This is a genomic window from Cohnella kolymensis, from assembly GCF_000829465.1.
Taxonomy (GTDB): domain Bacteria; phylum Bacillota; class Bacilli; order Paenibacillales; family Paenibacillaceae; genus Cohnella; species Cohnella kolymensis.
In genome coordinates, this window is record NZ_JXAL01000033.1 from 171,010 (window position 1) to 193,379 (window position 22,370).

Annotated in this window: 23 protein-coding genes and 2 pseudogenes; 3 read left to right on the forward strand and 22 right to left on the reverse strand. The window is 47.4% G+C overall.

Annotated elements, in window-relative coordinates:
- The first annotated feature begins 2 nt into the window (after positions 1–2).
- Positions 3–731 carry a fumarate reductase iron-sulfur subunit gene (locus SD71_RS20575; protein WP_041067490.1) on the forward strand — a complete coding sequence of 243 codons (729 nt, stop codon included), beginning with the start codon at positions 3–5 and terminating at the stop codon, positions 729–731.
- A gap of 141 nt (positions 732–872) precedes the next feature.
- Here the strand turns inward: SD71_RS20575 and SD71_RS20580 are convergent, their stop codons facing one another.
- The 3 genes from SD71_RS20580 to shc form a co-directional block, all read right to left on the reverse strand.
- Positions 873–1,400, reverse strand: a complete 528-nt coding sequence (locus tag SD71_RS20580) for a GNAT family N-acetyltransferase (RefSeq protein WP_041067493.1) — start codon at positions 1,398–1,400, stop codon at positions 873–875.
- Between the two features lie 16 nt (positions 1,401–1,416).
- On the reverse strand, positions 1,417–2,238 hold the full coding sequence (locus SD71_RS20585) for a GNAT family N-acetyltransferase (RefSeq protein WP_041067496.1): 822 nt from the start codon (positions 2,236–2,238) through the stop codon (positions 1,417–1,419).
- Between the two features lie 441 nt (positions 2,239–2,679).
- Positions 2,680–4,536 carry a squalene--hopene cyclase gene (gene shc, locus SD71_RS20590; RefSeq protein ID WP_052476471.1) on the reverse strand — a complete coding sequence of 619 codons (1,857 nt, stop codon included), beginning with the start codon at positions 4,534–4,536 and terminating at the stop codon, positions 2,680–2,682.
- A gap of 165 nt (positions 4,537–4,701) precedes the next feature.
- Between shc and SD71_RS20595 the strand changes: the two genes are divergently transcribed.
- Positions 4,702–5,646, forward strand: coding sequence for a metal-dependent hydrolase (locus tag SD71_RS20595; protein ID WP_041067499.1), 945 nt, complete (start codon positions 4,702–4,704; stop codon positions 5,644–5,646).
- On the forward strand, positions 5,646–6,251 hold the full coding sequence (locus SD71_RS20600; protein ID WP_041067501.1) for an SGNH/GDSL hydrolase family protein: 606 nt from the start codon (positions 5,646–5,648) through the stop codon (positions 6,249–6,251). The genes SD71_RS20595 and SD71_RS20600 overlap by 1 nt, the downstream gene beginning before the upstream one ends.
- 124 nt (positions 6,252–6,375) lie before the next feature.
- On the opposite strand, the gene SD71_RS20605 is transcribed toward SD71_RS20600, so the two are convergent.
- From SD71_RS20605 to SD71_RS20685, 19 genes and pseudogenes are all read right to left on the reverse strand, one after another.
- The gene (locus tag SD71_RS20605) at positions 6,376–8,016 is read right to left on the reverse strand and encodes a 5'-nucleotidase C-terminal domain-containing protein (protein ID WP_082034384.1); all 1,641 of its coding nucleotides are present in this window, start codon (positions 8,014–8,016) and stop codon (positions 6,376–6,378) included.
- Between the two features lie 210 nt (positions 8,017–8,226).
- Positions 8,227–8,844 carry an alpha/beta hydrolase gene (locus SD71_RS20610; RefSeq protein ID WP_041067503.1) on the reverse strand — a complete coding sequence of 206 codons (618 nt, stop codon included), beginning with the start codon at positions 8,842–8,844 and terminating at the stop codon, positions 8,227–8,229.
- A gap of 55 nt (positions 8,845–8,899) precedes the next feature.
- Complete coding sequence (locus SD71_RS20615) at positions 8,900–9,379, reverse strand: SRPBCC family protein (RefSeq protein ID WP_041067505.1); 480 nt, start codon at positions 9,377–9,379, stop codon at positions 8,900–8,902.
- Between the two features lie 42 nt (positions 9,380–9,421).
- Positions 9,422–9,826, reverse strand: coding sequence for a hypothetical protein (locus SD71_RS20620; RefSeq protein ID WP_152619530.1), 405 nt, complete (start codon positions 9,824–9,826; stop codon positions 9,422–9,424).
- Positions 9,827–9,886: 60 nt separating this feature from the next.
- Positions 9,887–10,162, reverse strand: coding sequence for a hypothetical protein (locus SD71_RS20625; RefSeq protein WP_041067511.1), 276 nt, complete (start codon positions 10,160–10,162; stop codon positions 9,887–9,889).
- A 142-nt stretch (positions 10,163–10,304) separates the two neighbouring features.
- Positions 10,305–10,403 (reverse strand): annotated as a pseudogene (locus SD71_RS25225) (glyoxalase); the annotation flags it as partial.
- Positions 10,381–10,746, reverse strand: coding sequence for a GNAT family N-acetyltransferase (locus SD71_RS26340; RefSeq protein WP_041067514.1), 366 nt, complete (start codon positions 10,744–10,746; stop codon positions 10,381–10,383). The gene SD71_RS26340 and the pseudogene SD71_RS25225, both read right to left, overlap by 23 nt.
- A 171-nt stretch (positions 10,747–10,917) precedes the next feature.
- Complete coding sequence (locus tag SD71_RS23355) at positions 10,918–11,136, reverse strand: potassium channel family protein (protein ID WP_082034385.1); 219 nt, start codon at positions 11,134–11,136, stop codon at positions 10,918–10,920.
- Between the two features lie 146 nt (positions 11,137–11,282).
- Positions 11,283–12,677, reverse strand: a complete 1,395-nt coding sequence (locus tag SD71_RS20635; RefSeq protein WP_052476477.1) for an amino acid permease — start codon at positions 12,675–12,677, stop codon at positions 11,283–11,285.
- Between the two features lie 123 nt (positions 12,678–12,800).
- Positions 12,801–13,946 carry a Glu/Leu/Phe/Val family dehydrogenase gene (locus SD71_RS20640; RefSeq protein WP_041067520.1) on the reverse strand — a complete coding sequence of 382 codons (1,146 nt, stop codon included), beginning with the start codon at positions 13,944–13,946 and terminating at the stop codon, positions 12,801–12,803.
- 23 nt (positions 13,947–13,969) lie between these two features.
- Positions 13,970–15,214 carry an MFS transporter gene (locus tag SD71_RS20645; RefSeq protein ID WP_041067523.1) on the reverse strand — a complete coding sequence of 415 codons (1,245 nt, stop codon included), beginning with the start codon at positions 15,212–15,214 and terminating at the stop codon, positions 13,970–13,972.
- A gap of 21 nt (positions 15,215–15,235) precedes the next feature.
- The gene (locus SD71_RS20650; protein WP_052476472.1) at positions 15,236–16,189 is read right to left on the reverse strand and encodes an NAD(P)-dependent oxidoreductase; all 954 of its coding nucleotides are present in this window, start codon (positions 16,187–16,189) and stop codon (positions 15,236–15,238) included.
- A gap of 30 nt (positions 16,190–16,219) precedes the next feature.
- The gene (locus tag SD71_RS20655) at positions 16,220–17,302 is read right to left on the reverse strand and encodes an aromatic ring-hydroxylating oxygenase subunit alpha (protein ID WP_235427270.1); all 1,083 of its coding nucleotides are present in this window, start codon (positions 17,300–17,302) and stop codon (positions 16,220–16,222) included.
- Positions 17,299–17,949, reverse strand: coding sequence for an ABC transporter permease (locus SD71_RS20660; RefSeq protein WP_082034386.1), 651 nt, complete (start codon positions 17,947–17,949; stop codon positions 17,299–17,301). The genes SD71_RS20655 and SD71_RS20660 overlap by 4 nt, the downstream gene beginning before the upstream one ends.
- A gap of 28 nt (positions 17,950–17,977) precedes the next feature.
- On the reverse strand, positions 17,978–18,868 hold the full coding sequence (locus SD71_RS20665) for a glycine betaine ABC transporter substrate-binding protein (protein WP_041067526.1): 891 nt from the start codon (positions 18,866–18,868) through the stop codon (positions 17,978–17,980).
- Positions 18,865–19,539: an ABC transporter permease gene (locus SD71_RS20670; RefSeq protein ID WP_052476473.1), complete on the reverse strand. Its 675-nt coding sequence runs from the start codon at positions 19,537–19,539 to the stop codon at positions 18,865–18,867. Before SD71_RS20670 ends, SD71_RS20665 begins: the two co-directional genes overlap by 4 nt.
- Positions 19,540–19,565: 26 nt before the next feature.
- Positions 19,566–20,306: pseudogene (locus SD71_RS20675) on the reverse strand (ABC transporter ATP-binding protein); the annotation flags it as partial.
- A gap of 153 nt (positions 20,307–20,459) precedes the next feature.
- Positions 20,460–21,614, reverse strand: coding sequence for a M20 metallopeptidase family protein (locus tag SD71_RS20680; RefSeq protein WP_041067529.1), 1,155 nt, complete (start codon positions 21,612–21,614; stop codon positions 20,460–20,462).
- 22 nt (positions 21,615–21,636) lie between these two features.
- Positions 21,637–22,368, reverse strand: a complete 732-nt coding sequence (locus tag SD71_RS20685; protein ID WP_041067532.1) for a (Fe-S)-binding protein — start codon at positions 22,366–22,368, stop codon at positions 21,637–21,639.
- Positions 22,369–22,370 lie beyond the last annotated feature (2 nt).

Genomic DNA, 22,370 nt, shown 5'->3' on the forward strand with positions numbered 1-22,370 from the left:
AGATGAGTCCACGTCATTTGACTTTTCGTATCTTCCGTTATAATCCGGACACTCCTAAACATCCGCCTTCGATTCAATCCTACGAGCTGCAAGAAGAAACGGGAATGACACTGTTCATCGTACTGAATAAAATCCGGGAAGAACAGGATCCCTCATTGAAATTCGATTTTGTTTGCCGGGCAGGCATATGCGGCTCTTGCGGCATGCTGATCAATGGACGGCCTACACTTGCATGCAAGACATTGACCAGAGATTTGCCGGCGGAAATTTCTCTTATGCCGCTCCCTGTATTTAAGCTTCTTGGAGATTTGTCGGTAGATACCGGCATGTGGTTCCGGGATGTGTCTCTGCGAACGGAAGCTTGGGTACATACGGGGAAAACCTTTAACCCGAATGAGCAAGAAGAAAGAATGGACAATGAAACCGCATTAAACATATACGAAGTGGAAAGGTGCATCGAATGCGGTTGTTGTATCGGAGGGTGCGCGACCGCCAACATCAAACCCGATTTTATCGGCGCGGCGGGTGTCAACCGCGTATCCAGATTCATGATCGATCCCCGTGATGAAAGAGATGAACAGGAATACTTCGAAGTCGTAGGTTCTGAGGATGGAATTTTCGGCTGCGTCGGCCTGATGGCCTGTGACGATAATTGCCCGATCGGCATCCCCTTGCAAGGCCAACTGGCTTATGTCCGCAGGAAAATGGCGGTCGCCGGTTGGAAACGGTAACACCTCCACTCTCTCTTTTTTTTCGATTGGCTCTGTTTAACTTAATTGTTGTTTTTCATCAAATTAAGAAGCGTATTCGGAATTTCTCGAGTACGCTTTTTTTCGAGCGACTAATAATCAATAATCGCCCCCATAAATGAATTACTTTTTCATCTTAGAATATATATTAACATCATAAACTTTGTCATTTTGATACATATAGTTTCTCAAAATACCTTCTTTTTCAAATCCTTGTTTCAATAATAATTGATTAGAAGCTTCGTTCTCTATAAATACTACAGCCCCTATTCGAGTAAGTCCTAACTTATCAAATCCATATTCTAAAATTCTTTGTAATGCTTCAGATGTATAACCCATTCTCCAAACGTTTGGATGAATATCATAACCAATTTCTGCACGCTTATGAGCTGGCGACCAAAGATTAAAACCAATTGTTCCTACTAAGCCTTTACTGTCTTTTTTTTCGATACCCCAACGTATACCTCTTTTTTCCGTAAAATTCTTTGAAAAAGCATCTATCAAATTCTCAGCTTGTTCTAACTTTTCAAAAGTTTTCATACCGTAATGTCGTGTTACATTGTCATTTGAAAAGTAAGAAAAGATACTATCTGCATCTTCTCTGTGGATTTCTCTTAAAATAAGTCGTTCAGTTTCTAATGTTGGAATCAATGATTTTCTCCCGCCTTTACAGATGATACGTATAGTAATCTTGTGCATGTACAACTTTGAATCCAACTGATTCATATAACCCTAAAGCATGGTCATTTTTCGTTTCGACTTCCAAATGCACCGAATGACCGGCTGCGCTTTGCTCTTTTATGACTCGGCGCAGCACTTTTCTGCCGATTCCTTTGCCTCTGTGCTCCGGCAAAATGGAAAATCCATATATCCACGCTTGCCCGTCTTCTTGATCCACACGAATCTTCCCTACCGTTTCTTCGCTCACATCAATCATAAACATATCGGTGTCTTCATCTCCGTCGATCATGCTTTCTATCGCTTGGGCATCATCTTCGTCCAGACCGAACGCTGTAACATTTAAAAGTACACGCAAGTCAAAATCATCCGCGTTTGCTTGACGCAGAACAATGCCTTCTACTTCTTCAAGAGACCTTTCCTGCCACTTCATTTGATGCTCTGAAAAACCATATTCAGCACCTTGTTTCTTCAAAAAAGCCTTTGCTGGATCCGATCCCGCAGGTGCGTTCAATAAGATTTTCTTGTATCCGTTTTGTTTGACTGCTTCCATTCCTTGCTGGAACAATCGCTGGAAACGTCCCTTCCGTCGTGCACTTGGTTTCACCATGCCGCATACTTCAACTGTCGAACCGAAAGCATACAAACCTAAAAACGCTACAAGTTCTTCATTTTCATAATGAAGAAAATCCAGCTGATTCGTTTCGCGTTTTCTTAGCATTTCCCAGTTCAGTTTCAGTTGTAAATGATCATGAGTTTCGCACTCTTTTTGCAGTTGTTCAATATCTTGCAATTGCTTTGTCGTTAACATAGTAATCCCCCTTATCATTTTTAAACTGCATATTATACAATCGCGCATAGGTACCATTGAATGCCATCAATTCATCAATTTTCACGTCCTTAAGCAATATTCTCTGGAAAAGCTGAGAGTTGTCTGACCGTACAAGGAAAAATGGGCATAAAAATACCGTAGACCAACAACCCTCTAGGTTGCTATCTACGGACAACATCAAAAACACGAGCTTAGTGTCGTGTTACGTCCCTTAATAAGCATTCCACTATGAAAGGTTATCGATAAATACCCATATTCAGTTCTAGTCCTCAGTCACCTGTACATTTGTTTTCATTGCCAAAACTCCTCTCAACCGGAAAATATTGACCTTTAATGCCTCTTACACATCTATGGTATTCCTTGAGAATATATGTGTCAATCAAGAAAGATCCCAGGCGGAAAAATAGCAATCCATAAGAGTCACACACAATACTTGTTTTTATAATGACTCAGCGCAAGAAGCGGCCAAATGTAACGATAGCTATGATAATGCGAATAAAAAATACCCGGAAGCCCTGCGCCCGTAGGATATGCGGTGCGCCAATTCTCTTCGTGCAAAAGGCTTATTAATCTCTGCACGCCTTTGTTCATTTCGGGGACCGGTGAAGCATGTACGGCTATAAGCGCGTCAAGCGCCCAAGCCGTCTGTGAAGGTGTGCTCTCTCCAAGTGGTGTATAGTGCATCATGCGATCGCTTTTGCAGGATTCTCCCCATCCTCCGTCGGCATTTTGGACGGTTAAAAGCCATCTTGTACCCTTGCGTACGGCTGAATTGTCCCCGTTAACTCCTACTGATGTCAAACCCGTCAATGCGGCCCAAGTGCCGTAGATGTAGCATACTCCCCAGCGCCCATACCATGATCCATCCTTTTCTTGCCGGTTGGTCAGCCAGTCGGTACCCTTACGAATGAAAGAGTGGCGACTTCCAAGTCCAGCGGAGTTTCCCAAGAATTCCAACGTTCTGCCTGTCAAATCCGCCGTTGAAGGGTCGATTGCCGCTGACTTGGCTTCCTTCATGGGCAGCAAGGTGAGCAGCTCTTGATCCGTATTTTTCTCGAAAGCCGGCCAGCCGCCATCATCGTTCTGCATCGACAACACCCAATTTAATCCCCGGTTCCAAGCTTGCCGATACGATGTATCCGCCGCCGTTCTATTCTTGATTGCTCTCAAGGCCGCGGTCGTATCGTCAACATCCGGATTGAGCGTGTTGGAATCCGAAAATCCCCAGCCGCCGGGAATCGTCTTCGGATTACGGATCTTCCAATCGCCGAACTTGCGGTGCTGCTTGGATAAAATATAGGATGTGGAAGCGCGAATCACTTGACCATCGACCGGCACTCCCGCTTCCTGCAAAGCGTGGCTCAGCAGCGCCGTGTCCCATACGGTGGATGGCGAATTCTGCAGGAAAATCTGTTGTCCGCTTCTGCACAGCATCGATCTCAGACCTTGAACAGCATTACTGATAGTGGGATGGCGCTTGTCATAGCCGATCGAGAGCAAGGCAAATATCATCAAGATCGTACAAGTGGCATAGCTGTAAAAGGTTCCGTCAGGCTCAATCCTTTCCAGCATGAATCTCTCCGCTCTCTTTATCGCGTCCGCATGCAGTTGTCGGGGGATGCCGGCAAAATTGCCAATACGATCATCGAAGAATCCGACAGCATTCCCTGAGCGGTTCACCTTCAGTTCGGACAAATCGGGTGTGAGGTTTGTTCGGATGGAGAATTGGCGATCCGCGAGCACAAGAATAGGAACGATATGCACGCGTGCAAATCCGGAGAAATCGAAAATACTGATGGGAAAAGATGAGGGGAGCAGTATAAATTCGAGAGGGATCATGTGAGATGGATGCCAGGGATACTGACCTGTCGCAGCTAGTATCACTCTGGTAAGTACGCCGCTTATGTTTTGAAGGCCGCCTTTGGAAAGAATGAACTTTTTGGCTTTGGCCAGAGGAGGATCCGATTCACGGTTATAGCCGGAATATAGAAGAGAATAGTAACATTCCACGGTAGCGGACAAGTTCCCCTCATCCTCATCCGGATAAACTCTCCAAGAACCATCGGCGTGCTGGGCTGCGAGCAGCCGGTCGCGCAACCGCCGAATCAGAGGTTCGTCCGCGATTTCCAACGTTCTAAGCACAATAATCATGTACGCATCGGTCGATACTGCGTTTTCGAAACAGAATCTCCAAGTCCCGTCCTCCGCCTGCAAGCCTGACAATTGATCCGCCAATCGTCCGATCTCCTCACCCAGTCGGTCGCCGCAAACGTTCAATCGCCGTCATCCCCTTCCTGCTTCGCGATGAGAAAATCCGCTCTATTCTTATCAATATATTGCCGGCTGATGAACTTTTGTCATATCGGTTAAATTGTCCATACTCCGGAACCGCTTCGCTAATATGATGTACGTAATCAACATCGTATTGCCGGAGGTGGAGAATTGGACAGCATCAGTCATCTGACGATAGGAAGCACATTAGCCGGGCTTTTAACCAATATTCCGGAGATTTCCAGCCATCATGAATTCATCTTACCTATCACGGTATCGTGCATCGTCGGATCAATGGCACCGGATTTGGATGTGATGACAAGGCTTAAGCCTGAGCTCTATTTGCGATACCACAGGGGAGCAAGCCATTCGATTTTTCTTTTTCCTTTATGGAGCCTGCTCGTGACCGGTTTGCTGAGTGCATGCTGGACGAATATCCCTTTTCTCTTATTATGGCTTTCGGTATCCGTGGGCTATTGTATTCACATCGCGCTTGATTTGTTGAACAGTTACGGCACGCAGATCGCCTACCCCTTTCGACCGGACAGGAAGGGATATCATATTTTACCGTTGTTCGATCCCGTACTGTGGACGGCTCATGTGGTGTGTGCTTTAATCTGGCTGCAACAAGGGCTGGGAAGCGGTTATCCGTTTCTGTTTCTTTATGCAGGAAGCGCAGTCTACATTGGGATACGATTCTATCTCCGGACAAAAATCAAAAAACAGCTGGAATCGACGCATTCGTCCGGTCAGGTACTTATTTTTCCGACATTTTCCCTATTCAGATGGTCGATTGTCATTGTTCGAGCGAATGCCGTTCATGCGGGAGTTTGGCGTTTCGGGAACCTCATTTGGCAGTCTCCTATCCACTTGGGCGATGTCGGCGACCGCCATATCAAGTGTTCGGAGCAAACAGATACCGTAAAGATATTGAAGAATTTCAGTCCGTTTTTAGTGGCTCTAAAAATAACCCATCCTGACGGCGTGAAAGTCACATGGTTTGATCTGCGTTACCTTGAAAGAGCGAACTACTGTCTCATGGCTTGTGTTCTCATGAATCAAGATTTCACCGTCCGGCGGTCTTACATCGGCTGGTTCAAGCCGGAGGCGCAGTGATGCTTAATTATTTAGCTTTAGGCGATTCGATCACTTATGGTCAGAATGCAAGTTCCAGCTCAAGAGCGTATCCTTCGAGAGTTACCGCAATGCTAAGATTAAAGGGAATTCAGGCAAAACTACGCGTGCTTGCTCAACCCAGCTGGACTAGTTCTGACCTCGCGGAAGAGATCTATACCGATCCTTCGCTTCTTAGTTCTGCTAATGTAATTACGGTATGGATCGGCGGAAATGATCTGATTCAAGGGATGATGAACCGGTTCAAAAGAAGGCTCGATATGATACTTGGAATGGCCCGTATAATGGGAGTTAAACATATCGTCTGCTGCACCCAATACAATCCATTCCCAAATAGCGCAATTGCGGTGAATACCATTGGCAGCATGAATCAAGTGATTATTGCGTCCGCGACTACGAATCGATGTCTAGTCGCCCAAGTGGATCGGTGGGTTTCAGGTAACGAACACCGTTTAATAGACGGATACAAGGGCGGGCATGCCGAGGATGCTTTACGCGGTTTCGCACCGGTACATCCTAATGATCAAGGACATGAACTTATTGCGACTAGGCTGTTCTCCTCTATTTATCCGTTGATTCGCCGGTAATTTTAAAAAATAAGGTTCGTCCTCATAAGAAAACTCCCCTCCTGTCGACAAGTTAGGCTTATCTTACGATGCCTTTTTGCCGCCATTAGGGGAGTAGCAGTTAATTAATGCTAACCAAGTTCATTTACTGTATTGCGACCGGAGCAGCAACTTTTTCTATGCGGCCTTCCACTTTATAATCAAATGGTTTCGGCAGCGTTCTTACATAATCAACAGTTGCCGTTAAATCTTCCGGACCTACTTCTAGATTTTTACCCAGCGTGCCGATACCATACTTTAAATTACCATACATATAATTATTCACAACAACGTTATAATCTTTCGTTTTATCAATCTTGCTTCCATCCGGTAAAAAGACGTCTACGACTTGGCCTGTTTTGGCAGTGCCGTCATAGGTGAATGTGTATTTAAAGCCGGAGATGTGAAAATCAAGGCCTCTGTCTGTAATCTGGTTGTTCAGCACAGTTTCTAAATCAGCACCGGTTAACGTTACTTTATTTAGCACGTTGCCGAACGGCTGAATCGCAAACAAATCGCCGAATGTAACCGTCCCCGCCGGAAGATCTGCCCGTACTCCGCCGCCGTTCATAAGGGCAAAGTCAGCATCCATCGCCTTCTTCATGCCGTCTGCAATCAAATTACCGAGCGCCACATCACCGAGCTGTGCTGCTGCAGAAGGATATCCTTTAACCAGTTCAGAAGCGGACTCACCGACAACTTCCGCTTTGATCGGCGCTATTAAGTCTATATACTTTTTCATGATGGATGAAACTGCAGGGTCAGGCGTGTAATCTTTTTGATACACAGTTACGATTTCAGCTTGTTTACTTACAATTTCACCTGTTTTAGGATCCAGTTCAAGATCTACATCAGAGAAAGCCGAGCCATAGGAGTAGGCTTGAACGATGAGCTTGTTGTCCACCACTTTATTTACTTTCACATGGTTATGGGCCGAGAAGATGACATCCACTTCGTCATCTACCCTCTCCGCAATATCCGTTGCATCGTATAGATCTGTTTTGCCATACTGAATAGCCGGGTTGTGAGCAAGCACAACGATCGCTTCGACACCGTCATCCTTTAACTTTTTCGCGTATTTATTAATTGCTTCCACTTCATCCGTAATTTTAAGCGTTTCGTTTCCTTTTCTGACAATCATATTCGGCGTTTCCTGTGTCACAACACCGATGAATCCAATCTCTGCATCTCCAACTTCTTTAATAACATATGGTTTCGTAATTAATTTACCTGTTGCCGTGTCGAACGCATTAGCCGCAACGATCGGGAAATTCATTCCATCATAATCCGGTGTACCTTTTGGATGCTCCCCGCCTTTGATCATACGGCGAAGTTCAGCAATGCCTTCATCAAACTCGTGATTTCCTAGACCGCCTACATCGAAGCCCATAGATTCCATAACCTCTACCGTAGGCTCGTCCTGAAATAGTGCGGAGATCAAGGGACTGCCGCCTATCATATCACCGGCATGTACAAGAAGCGTATTCGGATTCTGTGATTCACGTTGTCTCATAGCAGCTGCCGTATATTCCATGCTCCCAGCCAGTACGTCTTGACCATTAAGCTTCAACTTTGTGACTGTATCAAGCTGACCGTGTAAATCGTTTAATCCTAGTAATTGCACTTTTATATTTTCCTTAGGCTTTGTTGCATGGATAGGACTAGAAAACATGGGGATAGAAAGAAGACTTGCAGCAAGAATAGCGGTTAATGTCTTTTTTGTAGAGGAGACAATTCCTTTGTTCATAGTATCACCCTTCTAATTAGTTTAGCAGACTCAATAAGCAATCCATTAAGACTCCCACCGTATTATACAGATATAGATTTGAATAAGTGTTTGAGTAGTGTAAAAAGTTTGTTAATTCTTGCAAAACAAAAAAGCCACTCCCCAGAGTGGCATCAACATATGAGAGAGCGGGCTTCGATGAATCTAGTCTCCTTTTGACACAACTGCCAGCTATTTGGTACTTAAGAAACGGTTAGACGCTTCCACTATTGATTTCAAGATATCTAACGAATGATGTAAATCCTCAACCTCTAATCCATGGTCGGCATCTTCTACTTTTAACAATTGTGTATTTGGAAATCCTGCCACTTGTTGAATCTCCTTCTCCGCAAAAAGTTGATCCTTTGTTCCGCAAACAACCAATCCACCGAACTTTTCGATCAAAGGAATTGATGATTGGAGTGGTGTCAAAAACACATGTCTTATCGATCTGTCCGAGAATAATTCAGCAGTTTTCCCCGCTATATAAGTTCCAAGACTCTTGCTGACAAAAACAACATTGTCGTATTTGTTTATGATCTGTTGTATCGAGTTGTAGCATTCTTGTATGACATTATCCACCTGTGACTGGTCCAATGTTGTTCTTGCACTTTGATAACCGTATTCAAGCATCAAGAGATCGTATCCTGTCGCAAAGGCTGATCTGCTGGTATAGTACAGAAGCGGCAGCTCGCACGAGTAATTCTGTCCAGGGAAAAAGACAGCAACAGAGGTGTTACTATTAGTGACGTGTTTATGAGTAATATCTCTGCCCCAAGCCGAAGGCAATATGATCTTGTTAACTTGCATCAACCACACCTCTTTACGATACATTTTTTAATCTTCGCATGCATTTCTATACAGATCATTCGGTGTAGGCGGCGAGATTCTCCAGAGTGGACCTCAAACCAACGTCGTGATCTTCCTTCCGAATTCCTTCGGGTACATTCTCACAAACGATGGTGACCATGGTGCCTTCCGGAACCGCTGCTAAGGTCCATGTCATGATCATCTCCCCCAGGAAAACGGGGTCCTCGGACTCGAATTCTACTAACTGCACAATTCGTTCGTTGGGGGCGAACTCCAAGAATCTCCCTTTGACGACATCAGCATGTTCCGAGGTCTTGCCTTGCGTTGAATGGTCCGTTCCGACATAAGTTAAGGACATTTGATAGGCTCCACCGGCGCGAGCGTCGAACTCGTTGATATGGCCCTTCATACCCTTCGGTGGAAGCCACGAAATCAGAGACCCCGGGTCCACGAATGCCTTATAGATCGTTTCCGGTGATGCCTTGATGACTCTCGAAGCAGAGTCGGTTCTCTTTTTGCTCGATGCATTGGTCATGACTTCAAACCTCCTTTTTAACTTCAACGCTTTCTAGAATGCTTAGACTCCGGGTAACAACTGTGGCACGAAGGTTCTTCCGTAATCAACGACGTACTTATTTAACTCTGACACAAGTTCTTGGTCAGTCACTTTGTAATATTTCTTGTTAATTACAAAATAACCTGTACTGGAATATTGCTTATCACTCGAGAACTCGAATGTGAAACTCTGCCCAACTTCATCAGGACCGCTGACCTTTTTATAGGGCATTGCTTTTAAGTCGTTTATTATCTTTTCTATAATCAGCTTATCATCCAGCTGTATTGTATTACCATCACCGAAATGAATAACGATTTGTTGAGGAGCGGTAAGTGACTGTGTGATGTTCTCTTGAATCTGTTCAGTAACTATTTGCTGTTTCTCGCATGCAATTGTTTGCGTTGAAATCAACAGCACAGTAAACATTGAGATTATCCAAATCCTCAATATAGCACCCCCGATACTTATTGTACCTGTTTGCTTATCTTATGGTCCCGTACCTGTGCTTGTAACCTTCCAGCCTAACCAATTACTTTTAACGTAAATGAATGACTTGGATAAGCTCTCAACTGTGTAGAGATGTCCATAAGTTGATGTGCTTGTGTTGTTATGTACCTCTGCTGTAAAGGCTATGATCGGATGGAAACTAAGGAGCATGTGCTTACGGATCGCAAGTTCCGGTGTAGCTGATGGAAAGAAAAATACGTAGATTACGAGAACGAATACAATGACGATTCTCCAGAATTGCTTTTTCCTCGACATTAGATCATCTCCCATTACCTTTTCACGATCACAGGGCAATACCTCTTCCACATAGGTTAGACGACTTTCAGTAAATGTTGGTTGCGTAAAAAAAGATCACACCGCAGCTGCGAAGTGATCCGTCGTGCAAATCGTTAGTGTATCAATGTTCGTGAGCAAGAATGTTGATAAGCTTGCCAAATGGATCTCGGACATAGAATCGCCGAACGCCCCAAGGCTCATTTACAGGGCCATACTCTATTTGAAGGGATCCTAAACCGGCAAGTTTGTATCCCCTTTACATGCATCTCTGCTGCAGCCTTTTCCAATAAGTGTCTGAAAACTCCTTGGCGACGGTAGTCCGGGTGCACCATTCCGTTAAGATTAGCTTCTATGCCATCTGAAGTATACCAACTGATAAAACCAATCAGTTGTTTATCGGAATGACATAGGAATGCGTGATCACCATGTTCTTCTTTGAGACTTTCTATTCCCTCTCTCAAACTTGATCTGTCATAATGCTTGCACAGTTGTTCCAACTCTCGGATCGCTGTAATCTGAGATGCAGAAAAGTCATTCATTTTAACAATTGGATAGTTGTGCATATTGATTTGTTCCCCTCAAAATGAAGGAAATACGCAGTTTATGGACGAGTAGCCGCTATCCTTCTAAAATCTGTCCGTTGATTCATGGTTACCATTGAATCGCCCCCCAAAACAGTCTTGATTGAAACATAACACATATGTAAAGACATCGATACAAGCCGTTAGTTATATTTATTGCTTTTGTTTGGAGGCATAAATTCCCACTATATTCGTTTTTGGAACAAATCCAGAGTTACCGACCGTTGTTAGAGTTGTAACGCAAAAATACAATGCATCGAGTAAAGCGAGACTTTCCGTTGCATGATAAAAAGTATCAGATATTAACAAAAGCAGCACTAACGTAAAAACAACCTGAAAATCCTTTTCCTTTAATGGTAGGTCTATCGACATTCATGCCGTATTTTCGCTTTTAAAGCAAGTAAAAAACAGAAAAGAGCCGGCTTGCTCTAAGCCGGCTTGTTAAGTCGTTTATTCAATTTATCTGCTCCAGTTACCTTGGAGTACACCACTAAAGGCGGATTCGTAGGTAACTCGATTTAGGGAACCAGCTTTTCTGCAGTTTCTATCGGCAGTGGCGCAGCCAGCACCGGAGAGTCGGCCTTCTTCTTGCCAAATTTGAAATAGTAGAACAAATAACACAAGGCGATAAAACCGAAGCCGTAATACAAGGAAGTGCGCTGGGTCGGATCAATGGCTGTAAACACGAAGATGGCGATGCAGAGGAGAATGCATAAAATCGGCAGGTATGGGAAGAACGGAACCTTAAACTTCAGATCTTTCAGTTCATTGCCTTCACGGAGATATTGCTTGCGGAACTTATACTGTGTCAGAGCGATGACCAACCAGGTCATCGTACCTCCCAGTCCGCTGACTGACAGCAGCACGACGAAGACAGTCTCCGCCGCCACCACGCTCGTAAGCAGAGAGATCAACGAAAAGGCGAGCGTAACAAGTAACGCATACATAGGAACGCCGCGGGACGATAATTTTCCGAACACGGCAGGTGCCATTTTGTCTTTGGAAAGCGCCCACAAGAGCCGTGTGCTCGCGTACAGTCCGGTATTGCCGACAGATAGAATCGCCGTCAAGATGACAAAGTTCATAATGTCGGCGGCATACGGAATGCCCACCATATCGAAGACGGTTACGAAGGGACTTTCAAGCAGTCCTGCGTCTGAGTAAGGAATGATGGCTGAAACGACGATGATGGCCAGCACATAAAAGATCAAAACACGAAATACGATATTCCGGATCGCTCTCGGGATATTGCGGCCCGGATTCTCCGTTTCCCCAGCGGCCACGCCCATAATTTCCGACCCCTGGAACGCATACACCACCGTCATCATGACTACAAGCACGCTGGAAAATCCGGTCGGAAACAGGCCGAAATCAGTGAAGTTGCTGAAGAATGGCGTTGCCCGGTCTTGTAAGCTTGTGATCCCGAACATCGCGGCGCCGCCGATAATAATAAACAGGATGACGGCGAATACTTTGATGCCGGCAAACCAGTATTCGGATTCTGCGAAACCTCGGGTCGTCAAGGCATTTAATAAGAAAAGCAGCACCACAAACACAGCAGACCAAACCCATACCGATACGTCAGGGAACCATCGCTGCATCAAGATGCCTGCCGCCGTGAACTCCAGCCCTACGGTGGTTACCCAGCTCATCCAATACAGCCATCCCACCATAAAGCCGGTGCCCGGTCCTACGAATTTTCTCGCATGGGACTGAAAGGAGCCGGAAACCGGCATCACGACCGACAGTTCGCCCAAACAGGCCATTACCATGTACATTAGCAAACCGGAAATCAGGTAAGCGACAACAGCGCCTCCTGGCCCTGCCTCATTAATCGTATAACCCGCTCCCATGAAAAGCCCGGTTCCAATGACACCGCCTAGCGAAAGCATAAACAAGTGCCGGCTTTTCATTGAACGTTTCAATTGCTCTCCATTCTCTTGCGTGCTCAAACGACTTCACCTCTTCTTAGGATTGTTTGCTTGTTTGCTACGCAATCATTTATTGTTTCACGCCCGAAAAGGACGGCAACAACCTTACACTTCAAGCAAATCGCTGACCGTTGGCGCGAACATCTCGAATCCCGTTTCTCTTTGGTACCGGTTTTGTTTTCTGGCGTGGTCTAAAAGGTTGTATGTATTTTTTCTGCACAGCTTCTCGATATCGTCGATAACGGCTTGCGGAGTCGGCTCGATCAACCCGAAAATCACAGCGTCATAAAAGCGGATAGCTCCCAAGTTGGCGACAAAATCGTTGACAATGTCGATACCCCGCTGCTTCAGGATGTCATCCCCTTCCGTCGAAATAGGGATATTCGCGGCTTCGACGACCAATTCCGCTCGTACTTTGTGCGCATTCGTTCCGTTGATCACGTCTTCCAACGCAGCGGGAATCAAAATATTGCAATCCACATCCAGCCAGTCCGTGTTTGGCCGCATCGTATAGCTGGATTCGAAGAACGCCGGATTCATCTCCCCGTGCCCGTTTTTGTGCGCGATCAACTTGGCGATGTCCAATCCGTCTTCACAAGTGACGAGCAGGTTCGCGTCTGAAATACCGACGATTTTGTAACCCATCTGGTGCATTTTGAACGCACAGCTCGCGCCGACGCAGCCAAACCCCTGAATGACCACCGTGGCCCCGTGGCGTCCGCTTTTGAATTTCCACGCTTCATCGGCAGCGAACGCACAGCCGTAACCTGTGACGGCATCATTGAGAAAGAAGTCATCGATTTGGGTACCGAGCAGCCTGTCGAATTCTTGAATCCCTTTGAGCACTTTCGGATTTTTTTTCATCGATTTCGTGAGCGGGATGCCCACCCCAAATTCATTGAGCACCTTCAACACATCGTCATAACGTGTGCCCAAATCGCTGCCCAACGATACGCCTGCATCGATATAAGGCATCATGGCAATTAAAAATCTCCTTAACACGTCAAAGGCGTCCGCAGCTTTGTAATTGTACGAAATTCCTCCTTTGCAACCGCCAGTGGTACTGGATTCGCCGGCCGTGTACTTGTAGGCCATCGCCTTCGCCAGCCGTTCCACCTCTTCTCGGGTAACTGATGGATGCATCCGAATGCCCCCGCCGGCGTAACCGCTTACAAGGTTATGTATTACGAGCCATCCTTTTGCTTCGGTTTCCGTATCATTCCACTCGACGACCAGATAAGGCCTCTTCATCTGTTTTGTACTCCTTTGGCACTTTAGGATTGGGCAACCGCCACTTCTTTCTCCTTGCTTACTTTCAAAGATTGCAAGTAATAACTCGAGATCGAGCCCAGCATGCATAGCCCAATCAGAAAAAGGAAGATCCGGTCATATCCCGCGCTACCGAAGCGATCCAACCAAATCCCGAACAGCGCGTGAACAAACGTATCCGGCAAGTAACCGAACACCGACGCGATTCCGACCGCCGTACCAGCCACATGTCTGGGGATGCCCGCCTCTTCTACGGTCGCCCACATGATGCCGATGGTGGTGTAGGCGGCCGCTGCGGTCAACAGGAAGATCGCGGTGACCAAGAACAGATTCATGGAACCTGACAAGAAGAAAGCAAGTAGAAGTACGGCGGTGAACAAGAAGCAAAAATTCAATACTTTGGATGCGGAACCGATTTTATCGGATATCATGCCACCTATCGGAGCGCTCACCAAACGCATAAAATTCGTTCTCAGTACGGCGATGAGTCCCGAGGCAGTGGCCGTCAGACCCAGCACGTCAGATAAATAAGGAGTCAAATACGTTTGCCCGATATACAGGCCATATCCAGCGAAGATTATGGCGGAGATCAGCCAAATACGCGGCATTCTGAACATGGCGGCTAACTGATTTCCAGTAACCTTCGCCAATTGCGCCTGTTCCTCTCCCGCCTGATTTTCACGGAATAATGCGTATACAAGGGCAGCGGCAACAAAACTGGAAATCGCGTAAAGGATAACAATCGTTTTCAACCCTGTCGTCGTCGAATCAAAATGTGCAAACAGTGCTAGAGCAGCAAATGAAAGCAATGTACCTACGAGCCCGATGAATGACTCGAAAAATCCGTACATTTTTCCTTGTTCATCCTTGCTGCCGGTTAACCGGATCGCTTTCACAGTCGCTGCCCAATAGGCGAAGCCTGTGGATACCCCGAGCAGCAGCCAAATGATAATGGAGGTGGAATAAACCATGGTGAATGCAAACCAAATATTCAGCACACCCGTTGCGATAAAAGAGACGATCAAAATCCATCTAGTGCTGAAACGGTCGGCCATCCAACCCCCGGGAATAAACAAAACCATATGGACCAGCGCATAAAAAGTCAGCAGCAAGCCGATCTGCTCGTTAGTCGCATGCAACCCCGTTTTGAGTGCGTCATAAAAGATGAACTTGATGTAGGGCACCGCGTAGGCCGAAGCGGAACCGAATGCGAGCGAAAACAAAATCAGATACTTTTTATAGGTTCCCAAGGCGCTACCTTCTTGTCTCTGCTAGTTGACGAGATTCACAGGACTTCCTCTCGCGAATGCAACAAGATTCCGGATCGATACGTGCAAGATGCTTTCAATCGACTCGCGGGTGTAGTATCCGACGTGCGGCGATAACACAACGTTATTCATTCGGATTAATGGATCGTCATGTGAAAGGGGTTCCTCATCAAAGACGTCGATTCCTGCGGCGGCGAGCTTTCCGGAAGATAGTGCGTTCTGCAACGCTGACGAATCTACGATTTCCGCCCGGGCCGTGTTGATGAACACCGCCCCGTTCTTCATCGCAGCAAACTGCGGTGCTCCGAGAAATTTCCGCGTTTGGTCCGTGTAAGGCAGATGCAGCGAGATGATATCCGAGCGGGAGAGCAGCTCATCCAGAGAAACGAATGTAATGCCCAGTTCCTCCGCACGTTCGTGACTCGGAGTTCGCGTCCAGCAGACGACTTTCATACCAAGCGCCCGGCATAATTGAGACATTTTGGTTCCGATGGTGCCGAGCCCGATCAAGCCGACCGTTTTCCCATCCAGCTCCATGTTCAGGTTCAACGGCGCCCATCGCCCTTTTTGCATATTCGCATGATTTTGCGGAATGTTTTTGGCGACCGATACAAGCAAGGCAAGCGCGTGTTCGGCGACCGCATTCGCACCGTAACTCGGCGCGTTGGCGACCTTAATACCTTGCTTGGCGGCATAATCCACGTCAACGTAATTTTTGTATCCGGTTCCTGCGAAAGAGATGAATTTCAGTTTCGAACAGTTCATCAAAACTTGGTTTGAAATATCTCCCCACAGCAGAAGGGCGTCGGCGTCCAGGATCCTGTCGAGATACTCGCGATCGCTTCCGGGATTTCCTTTATACAGCCGGAAGTCCGCCAGCTGCTTGAGTTCGCTTAAATGCCGGTCCAAGAGCAGTTGTTCGCATTGATCATCCGCATTTGGCAATACGATTAGCATAAGAAACCTCCGACAGTCGTCATTTCAGGGCTAAGCCTCCAAAGCCCCCTGAATCATGCGGTGGAACCGGCGAAGCGCATGCTCGGTCGGAGAATAGCGGCCGCGCTCGAATGCTTGCGAACGAAATCCAATCTGCGCTTTTTCCACCAATTTAATGTCTTCTCTCCGAAGCTGCTCCACAAAATTGATATTCTCCTGCTGTTCGGGAGTCGGCTCCTGGTTCACAAAATAATAGAAGTAGTTCGCTATGGTCGTATTTTCATCGAGCGGAGTGAGTACGGTGAGAGCGATATTCCCGGGACCCGGCGACACGCTGAAAATCATGTTCGGCCACAGCCAATAATAACGGCCTTTCTGTACTTCGACCTCATCCAATGGGACGTCGCCCAGTTTAGCCGACGGTTTGACGGAGGCGGTCTGAATGATGCAGTTTTGCTTGTCAATGAACAGGTAATTTTTCAAATCGAACGTACTAGCGAATACCGGATGCGCGATCGCACAATGATCGCATTCCAAATAATTGTCGATATAAGCCTTCCAGTTTGCCTTGATCGTGCGTTTTTCCGAGCTGTATTTTTGCAATCTGCTCAAAAACGCGAACTGTGACAGGTCGTCAAAAAACTCGCCGTTGGCCTCTTTGAGCGACTGGGCGTTTTCGTCCAGATTGACGAACACGAGGGAAGCTTCCGTCTCGACCCGAATACCGCGCAAACAGGTGTCGCCTTCGCAGAAGCTTTCCGGAGATTGCTTGAAATTCGGGGCTTGATGTAGTTGGCCGTTCAGTTTAAACGTCCATCCGTGATACGTACATTGCAGGATTTTCTTTTTCCCGTCCTCCTGCGACTCCAACTGCGTGGCCCGATGAGGACATACATTGTAAAAGGCGCGGAGCTCTCCGTCGTCTCCTCTGACCACAATAATAGGTTCACCAGCCACTTCGCAGGTGATGAATTGCCCAGCTTGCTGCAGTTGGCTGACATGGCCGACAAACTGCCACGCGCGGGCAAAGACTTTACGGTTCTCTTCCACGAGCACATCGGCGTTTCGATAAAACGCATAGGGAAGTGTAAATTGATCACTTTCCTTGAACGTTTGAAGCATCTCTTTAATCAAGCGGCATGCCTCCTTGATCGGTTCAATTTTTTCTCCAGTCTTCCGACGACGGAATCCAGCAAGATCGCCAGCAGCGCGGCCGGAATCGCGCCGGCCAGCAATTTGGCGTCATTGCTGGTGGCAATTCCACGGTAAATCAGTTTGCCTAATCCGCCTGCGCCGACCAATGTTCCAATGGTGGCGATTCCGACCGCAATAACGAGCGCAACCCGAATCCCCGCCAAAATAACAGGCATGCTTAACGGGATTTTGACCTGGAATAGCAATTGTCTGGAAGTCATGCCCATTCCGATGCCGGCCTCGATTAAATTACGGTCTACATTAGACAATCCGACGAACGAATTTTGGATGATCGGCATCAGCGAGTAACAGAACAGAGCGACGATCACCGTCTGATAACCTAATCCTAAAAAAATGAGGACAATCAGCAGCAACGCCAATGAGGGTATGGTCTGGACGAGGTTGATCAATACCTGGATCGATTGAGCGAGAACTTTGCTTTTCGTCATCGCAACGGCAAGAGGAACACCGATCAGGATGGCAAACAAAACCCCCGTGAAACTCATGTAAATATGCTCTAAGAGCAGCATGAGCACGTTGTTCCAATCATCTACGAAAATCTCGAACATGCCCAAGATCGTATCCAACGTGCTTCACTCTCCTTTGGAAAAAACATTAGCCATTGAGAAGCCCTTTTTCGATCAGGAACTGTTTGGCAACTTGCTCCGGCTCTTCCAGCTTGACGTCCACTTGATAATTCAAAGCCGTCATCGTCTCGGTGTCGATTTTGCCTTCCAGCGAATCAATCACTTCTTTCACTGCCGGATGTTTTTTCAGCAAGTCGTCGCGTGCCACAACCGAGGCTTGGTAAGGAGGAAACAATTTTTTGTCGTCCGCCAAAACCTTTAAATTATATTCTTTCAAACGGGCATCCGTCGTGTAGGCGATGACAACATCGACGTCCTTGCTTTGAACCGCTTTGTACACGAGACCGACTTCCATCGGAAATGTCTTGGCGAATTCAAAGCCGTACTTCTCTATAAAAGCCGGGTATCCGTCGAACGGCCGCTCCAACCACACTTGATCAGTGCCCAAAGACAAATCTTTCGCGGCGTCTTTCAGATCCGATACAGTTTCCAACTTCAGCTCATCCGCCAATTCCTGACGGACGGTAAATCCGTATGTATTTTCGAATCCGAGGGGCGGAAACCATGTCTGTTGAAAATCGGATTTGAACCGCTCCTGCAGCGTTTTAAGCGCGGATTCCATATCCTTCGGCTGCTCTTCGATTTTCAGCGTGCCTGTGTAGTCGGTTCCGACATACCGGAACGAAATTTGCACGTCGTTATTCAACATGGACTGATGATTAAACGAAGTGGAGCTGAGGTCCGAAACAACTTTCACATCCAGGCCAGCCTTCTCTTTAACCAGCAAACCAACCATATGGGCCAGGATCAGTTGCTCCGAAAAAGTTTGTGCTCCTATTTTCACCGTCTCTTTCTTTGAACAGCCTGCAAGGATTATCACCGAACAGGCCAATACAGCCAGCCATTTCATCATTTTCATTTTTGTCTACCCCCCGATTTGTTGTTTTGCATGTAATTTCGAAGACCTTTGGGCGTTGCTAACATTTGTAGGACATTGGTCAGAATGTTCGCGACAGTGGCGAGCAGCGCAGTCGCAATCGCGCCGACGAGCAGCATTGTATTATTGGAGGTCGTCAGGCCCATCACGACATAATAGCCAATACCTCCCCCGCCGATAAATGCCGCCAAGGTAGCCCAACTGATGGTGTAGATGGCCGCTGTCCGCAAGCCTGCAATGATGACTGGCGTCGCAAGAGGAGCCTGCACTTTAAACAAGATCTGATACTGATTCATGCCCATGCCTCTGGCGGCTTCGAGTAAGGATACGTCCACTTGTTTGAGTCCCGTGTAGGTATTGCGTACGATCGGCAGCAAGGAATATAAAAACAAAGCGGCGATGGCCGGCAATTTCCCGATTCCAAACAAGGGGATCATTAACCCCAGCAGCGCCAGGCTGGGAATCGTCTGGATCGCGTTCACGGCAGTCATGACGTATTTGCTGAGCGACTCCATTTTGGTCAACAGGACCCCTAGAGGGCAAGCCACAAGAAATCCTGCGAGAACGGCGACTCCGGAAATGTACAAGTGGTCGATAACCAGAACCAGCAGCTGCGGATATCTTTCCTGCAAGAAGGAAATCAGCTCGTTCATGTTCAACCTCCCGTATGACCCGAATAAGCCGAATGGTTTCTTTGGAGCCGTTTGCGTCCGATAAAATCGATCACGGATTCGTTTTGCGGTTGATTGACCAATTCATGTGGGGTGCCTATTTGAATGATTTTGCCATCTTTGAGCATGCAGATGCGATCGGCGATTTTCAGCGCTTCATCCATATCGTGAGTGACGAAAACGATCGTTTTATGGATTTGTTTCTGTAATCCCGTGAGTTCGTCCTGCAGCTGCTCCCGGCTGATCGGATCCAGCGCGCTGAACGGTTCATCCATCAAAATGATCGGCGGATCAGCGGCCAATGCGCGAATGACCCCAACCCTTTGCTGCTGTCCGCCGCTCAATTCGCTCGGATATCTTCGCTTAAAGAGCGTGGGGTCCAAGCCCACCATGTTTAGCAGTTCGTCCACTCGTTTCATGTAGGCAGCCGGATTCATGTTTTTGAGTTTGGGCACAAGCGCTACATTCTGTTCGATGGTCATGTGGGGGAAGAGGCCTATTTGTTGAATGACATATCCGATATCCCGGCGAAGCATAACAGGATCCGTGAAGGATATATCCTGACTATCGATGGAAATTTTGCCCGACGAGGGTTCGATCAGCCGGTTAATCATTTTCATCGTTGTGGTTTTGCCGCATCCGCTGGCGCCGATCAGGACAAAGAGCTCGCCCTTGCCTATCATGAAGCTCAACTCTTTGATGACTACGGAGTCGCCATAAGACTTCGAAACTTTGTCGAAAACAATCATGCAACCCCCACCTTCAGAATGAGCAGAATGTATAACATTTGTAACCGCTTTCAATGGAACATTTCGTTTTCGTTTAGTGGCTCTACGGAAAGTATATTTTAAAATCATATATTTGTAAATATATTATCTTATTATTAATAAGCGGGTCGGGAACTAAGGGAACATCCGAATCAGATTCGTCATCAGGGCAATTGCGTCGGGCAGTACGTCCTCGTTGATATCGAATCGTGGATGGTGATGAGGCCAAGCACTCTTATCCCCGGCCATGCCGACAAACAGGAAAGCACCGGGCTTTATGACAAGGTAGGAAGCAAAATCTTCCCCGCCCATCACCGGCTCGACATCGGTATACGTCTCCGCTCCGAACGTCTCCGAAACCACCGCCTGCGCATATGCGCTCATCTCCTTGTCGTTAACCAATGGAGGATTTCCCCAACTGTACTCCAACGTGCACCTGGCTCCGAAGCCGGCACATATTCCTTCCGATACCCGCTGCATCTTACCGTAAATGGAGTCGCGCACTTCTTGGTTCATGGTTCGCACCGTTCCGTTCAATATCGCCCGGGAAGGCAATATATTATAAGTTGTTCCGGCTTCGACTTTGCCGACCGAGATGACCGCTGGCTGCAACGGATTCACTTGGCGGCTGACGATGGATTGCAGCGCTTGAATCAAATGACTGGCAATATAGATAGGATCAATCGTCTGGTGCGGCATGGATCCATGCCCGCCTTTGCCTTCGATCGTGATGACGAACTCGTCGGCCGAAGCCATCATGGCTCCATGATGCAAGCCGATTTTCCCCTTCGGCAGGCCTTGCCACAAATGAATGCCAAATATGGCATCCGCTCGATCGACGACACCATCGCGGATCAACTGCTCCGCGCCACTTGGAAAGGCCTCCTCCGAGGATTGAAACAGTAACAGCACGTTAACCGGCAGCTCTTGCTTGATTGTCGACAGCTGCTTGGCTGCAGTGAGAAGGACGGCGGTATGTCCGTCGTGGCCGCAGGCATGGGTAATGCCCGGTTTTTTGGAAATATAGGGTTTGTCCCCCTCCTCCATGATCGGCAAAGCATCCATATCGGCACGCAGGGCAACCGTTCGAGTAAGGGAGCCGTCGCCTCCCTTCAGGAGCCCGACCACGCTAGGGGCTGTGCAATCGATCAGTTCTATCCCCATTTGCAAAAGATGTGTCTTCACCAGTGCCGCGGTTTCGTACTCCTGCCCAGATAATTCAGGATTTTCGTGTAAATGACGGCGGACTTGAATCGCCCACTGCGTGAGAGAAGAAGAAACAGCTGCCATAAATAACACCCTCCGTTCAACTTTACTTCGTGATGTCGTTGACCACTTCCGCGATATCTTTCGCCGCCATATTGCCGCCTTTGATTTGATTGAGGGAACCGATGGCTTCCTCCATCATAAGCAGGCAGAACGGACAAGCTGTCATCGTCATCGAGGCGCCGGTGCTTCTCGCCTCTTCCGCTCGAATGGTGTTGATTTTGTCGCCCCGCTGCACGGTTTCAAACATCGTACCTCCGCCGGCTCCACAGCAGAACGATTGGCTTTTGTTTCGTTCCATTTCCTCGATGGTGTAACCGAGCATTTCCAAAATATCGCGCGGAGCGGCGTAAACGCCATTTTGGCGTCCCAAATAACACGGATCATGATAAGTGACGATTTCCCGTTGTTGTCTCTCCGGGATCTTGAGACGTCCGTCTTCAATCAGCTTGTAAATATAGGTGGTATAATGCATCACTTCATAATTGCCGCCCAAAGCTGGGTATTCGTTTTTAAACATGTTAAAGCAATGGGGACACGTCGTGACAATCGACCGCACCTGGTGGTGATCTAGTACCTGGATGTTGTGGCTCGCCAATTGTTGGAACAGGGCTTCATCGCCCATCCGCCGGGCAATGTCTCCAGTGCAGCGTTCCTCGGTGCCGAGTATGGCGAAATCCACTTCCGCCTTTTGCATGATTTCCGCGAACGCCCTGGCAATGCTCTGCAGCCTCGGATCGAAGGAGGCGGCGCAGCCTACCCAAAATAACACTTCCATTG

Bases quoted from the DNA above. Each gene is read 5' to 3' on its own strand.
- SD71_RS20610 (WP_041067503.1), bottom strand. From the start codon at position 8,844: ATGCAAGTTAACAAGATCATATTGCCTTCGGCTTGGGGCAGAGATATT.
- SD71_RS20640 (WP_041067520.1), bottom strand. From the start codon at position 13,946: ATGAAGAGGCCTTATCTGGTCGTCGAGTGGAATGATACGGAAACCGAA.
- SD71_RS20665 (WP_041067526.1), bottom strand. From the start codon at position 18,868: ATGAAAATGATGAAATGGCTGGCTGTATTGGCCTGTTCGGTGATAATC.
- SD71_RS20670 (WP_052476473.1), bottom strand. From the start codon at position 19,539: ATGAACGAGCTGATTTCCTTCTTGCAGGAAAGATATCCGCAGCTGCTG.
- SD71_RS20600 (WP_041067501.1), top strand. From the start codon at position 5,646: ATGCTTAATTATTTAGCTTTAGGCGATTCGATCACTTATGGTCAGAAT.
- SD71_RS26340 (WP_041067514.1), bottom strand. From the start codon at position 10,746: ATGCACAACTATCCAATTGTTAAAATGAATGACTTTTCTGCATCTCAG.
- SD71_RS23355 (WP_082034385.1), bottom strand. From the start codon at position 11,136: ATGTCGATAGACCTACCATTAAAGGAAAAGGATTTTCAGGTTGTTTTT.
- SD71_RS20615 (WP_041067505.1), bottom strand. From the start codon at position 9,379: ATGACCAATGCATCGAGCAAAAAGAGAACCGACTCTGCTTCGAGAGTC.
- SD71_RS20585 (WP_041067496.1), bottom strand. From the start codon at position 2,238: ATGTTAACGACAAAGCAATTGCAAGATATTGAACAACTGCAAAAAGAG.
- SD71_RS20575 (WP_041067490.1), top strand. From the start codon at position 3: ATGAGTCCACGTCATTTGACTTTTCGTATCTTCCGTTATAATCCGGAC.
- SD71_RS20635 (WP_052476477.1), bottom strand. From the start codon at position 12,677: ATGAAAAGCCGGCACTTGTTTATGCTTTCGCTAGGCGGTGTCATTGGA.
- SD71_RS20625 (WP_041067511.1), bottom strand. From the start codon at position 10,162: ATGTCGAGGAAAAAGCAATTCTGGAGAATCGTCATTGTATTCGTTCTC.
- SD71_RS20685 (WP_041067532.1), bottom strand. From the start codon at position 22,368: ATGGAAGTGTTATTTTGGGTAGGCTGCGCCGCCTCCTTCGATCCGAGG.
- SD71_RS20680 (WP_041067529.1), bottom strand. From the start codon at position 21,614: ATGGCAGCTGTTTCTTCTTCTCTCACGCAGTGGGCGATTCAAGTCCGC.
- SD71_RS20605 (WP_082034384.1), bottom strand. From the start codon at position 8,016: ATGAACAAAGGAATTGTCTCCTCTACAAAAAAGACATTAACCGCTATT.
- SD71_RS20650 (WP_052476472.1), bottom strand. From the start codon at position 16,189: ATGCTAATCGTATTGCCAAATGCGGATGATCAATGCGAACAACTGCTC.
- SD71_RS20620 (WP_152619530.1), bottom strand. From the start codon at position 9,826: ATGTTTACTGTGCTGTTGATTTCAACGCAAACAATTGCATGCGAGAAA.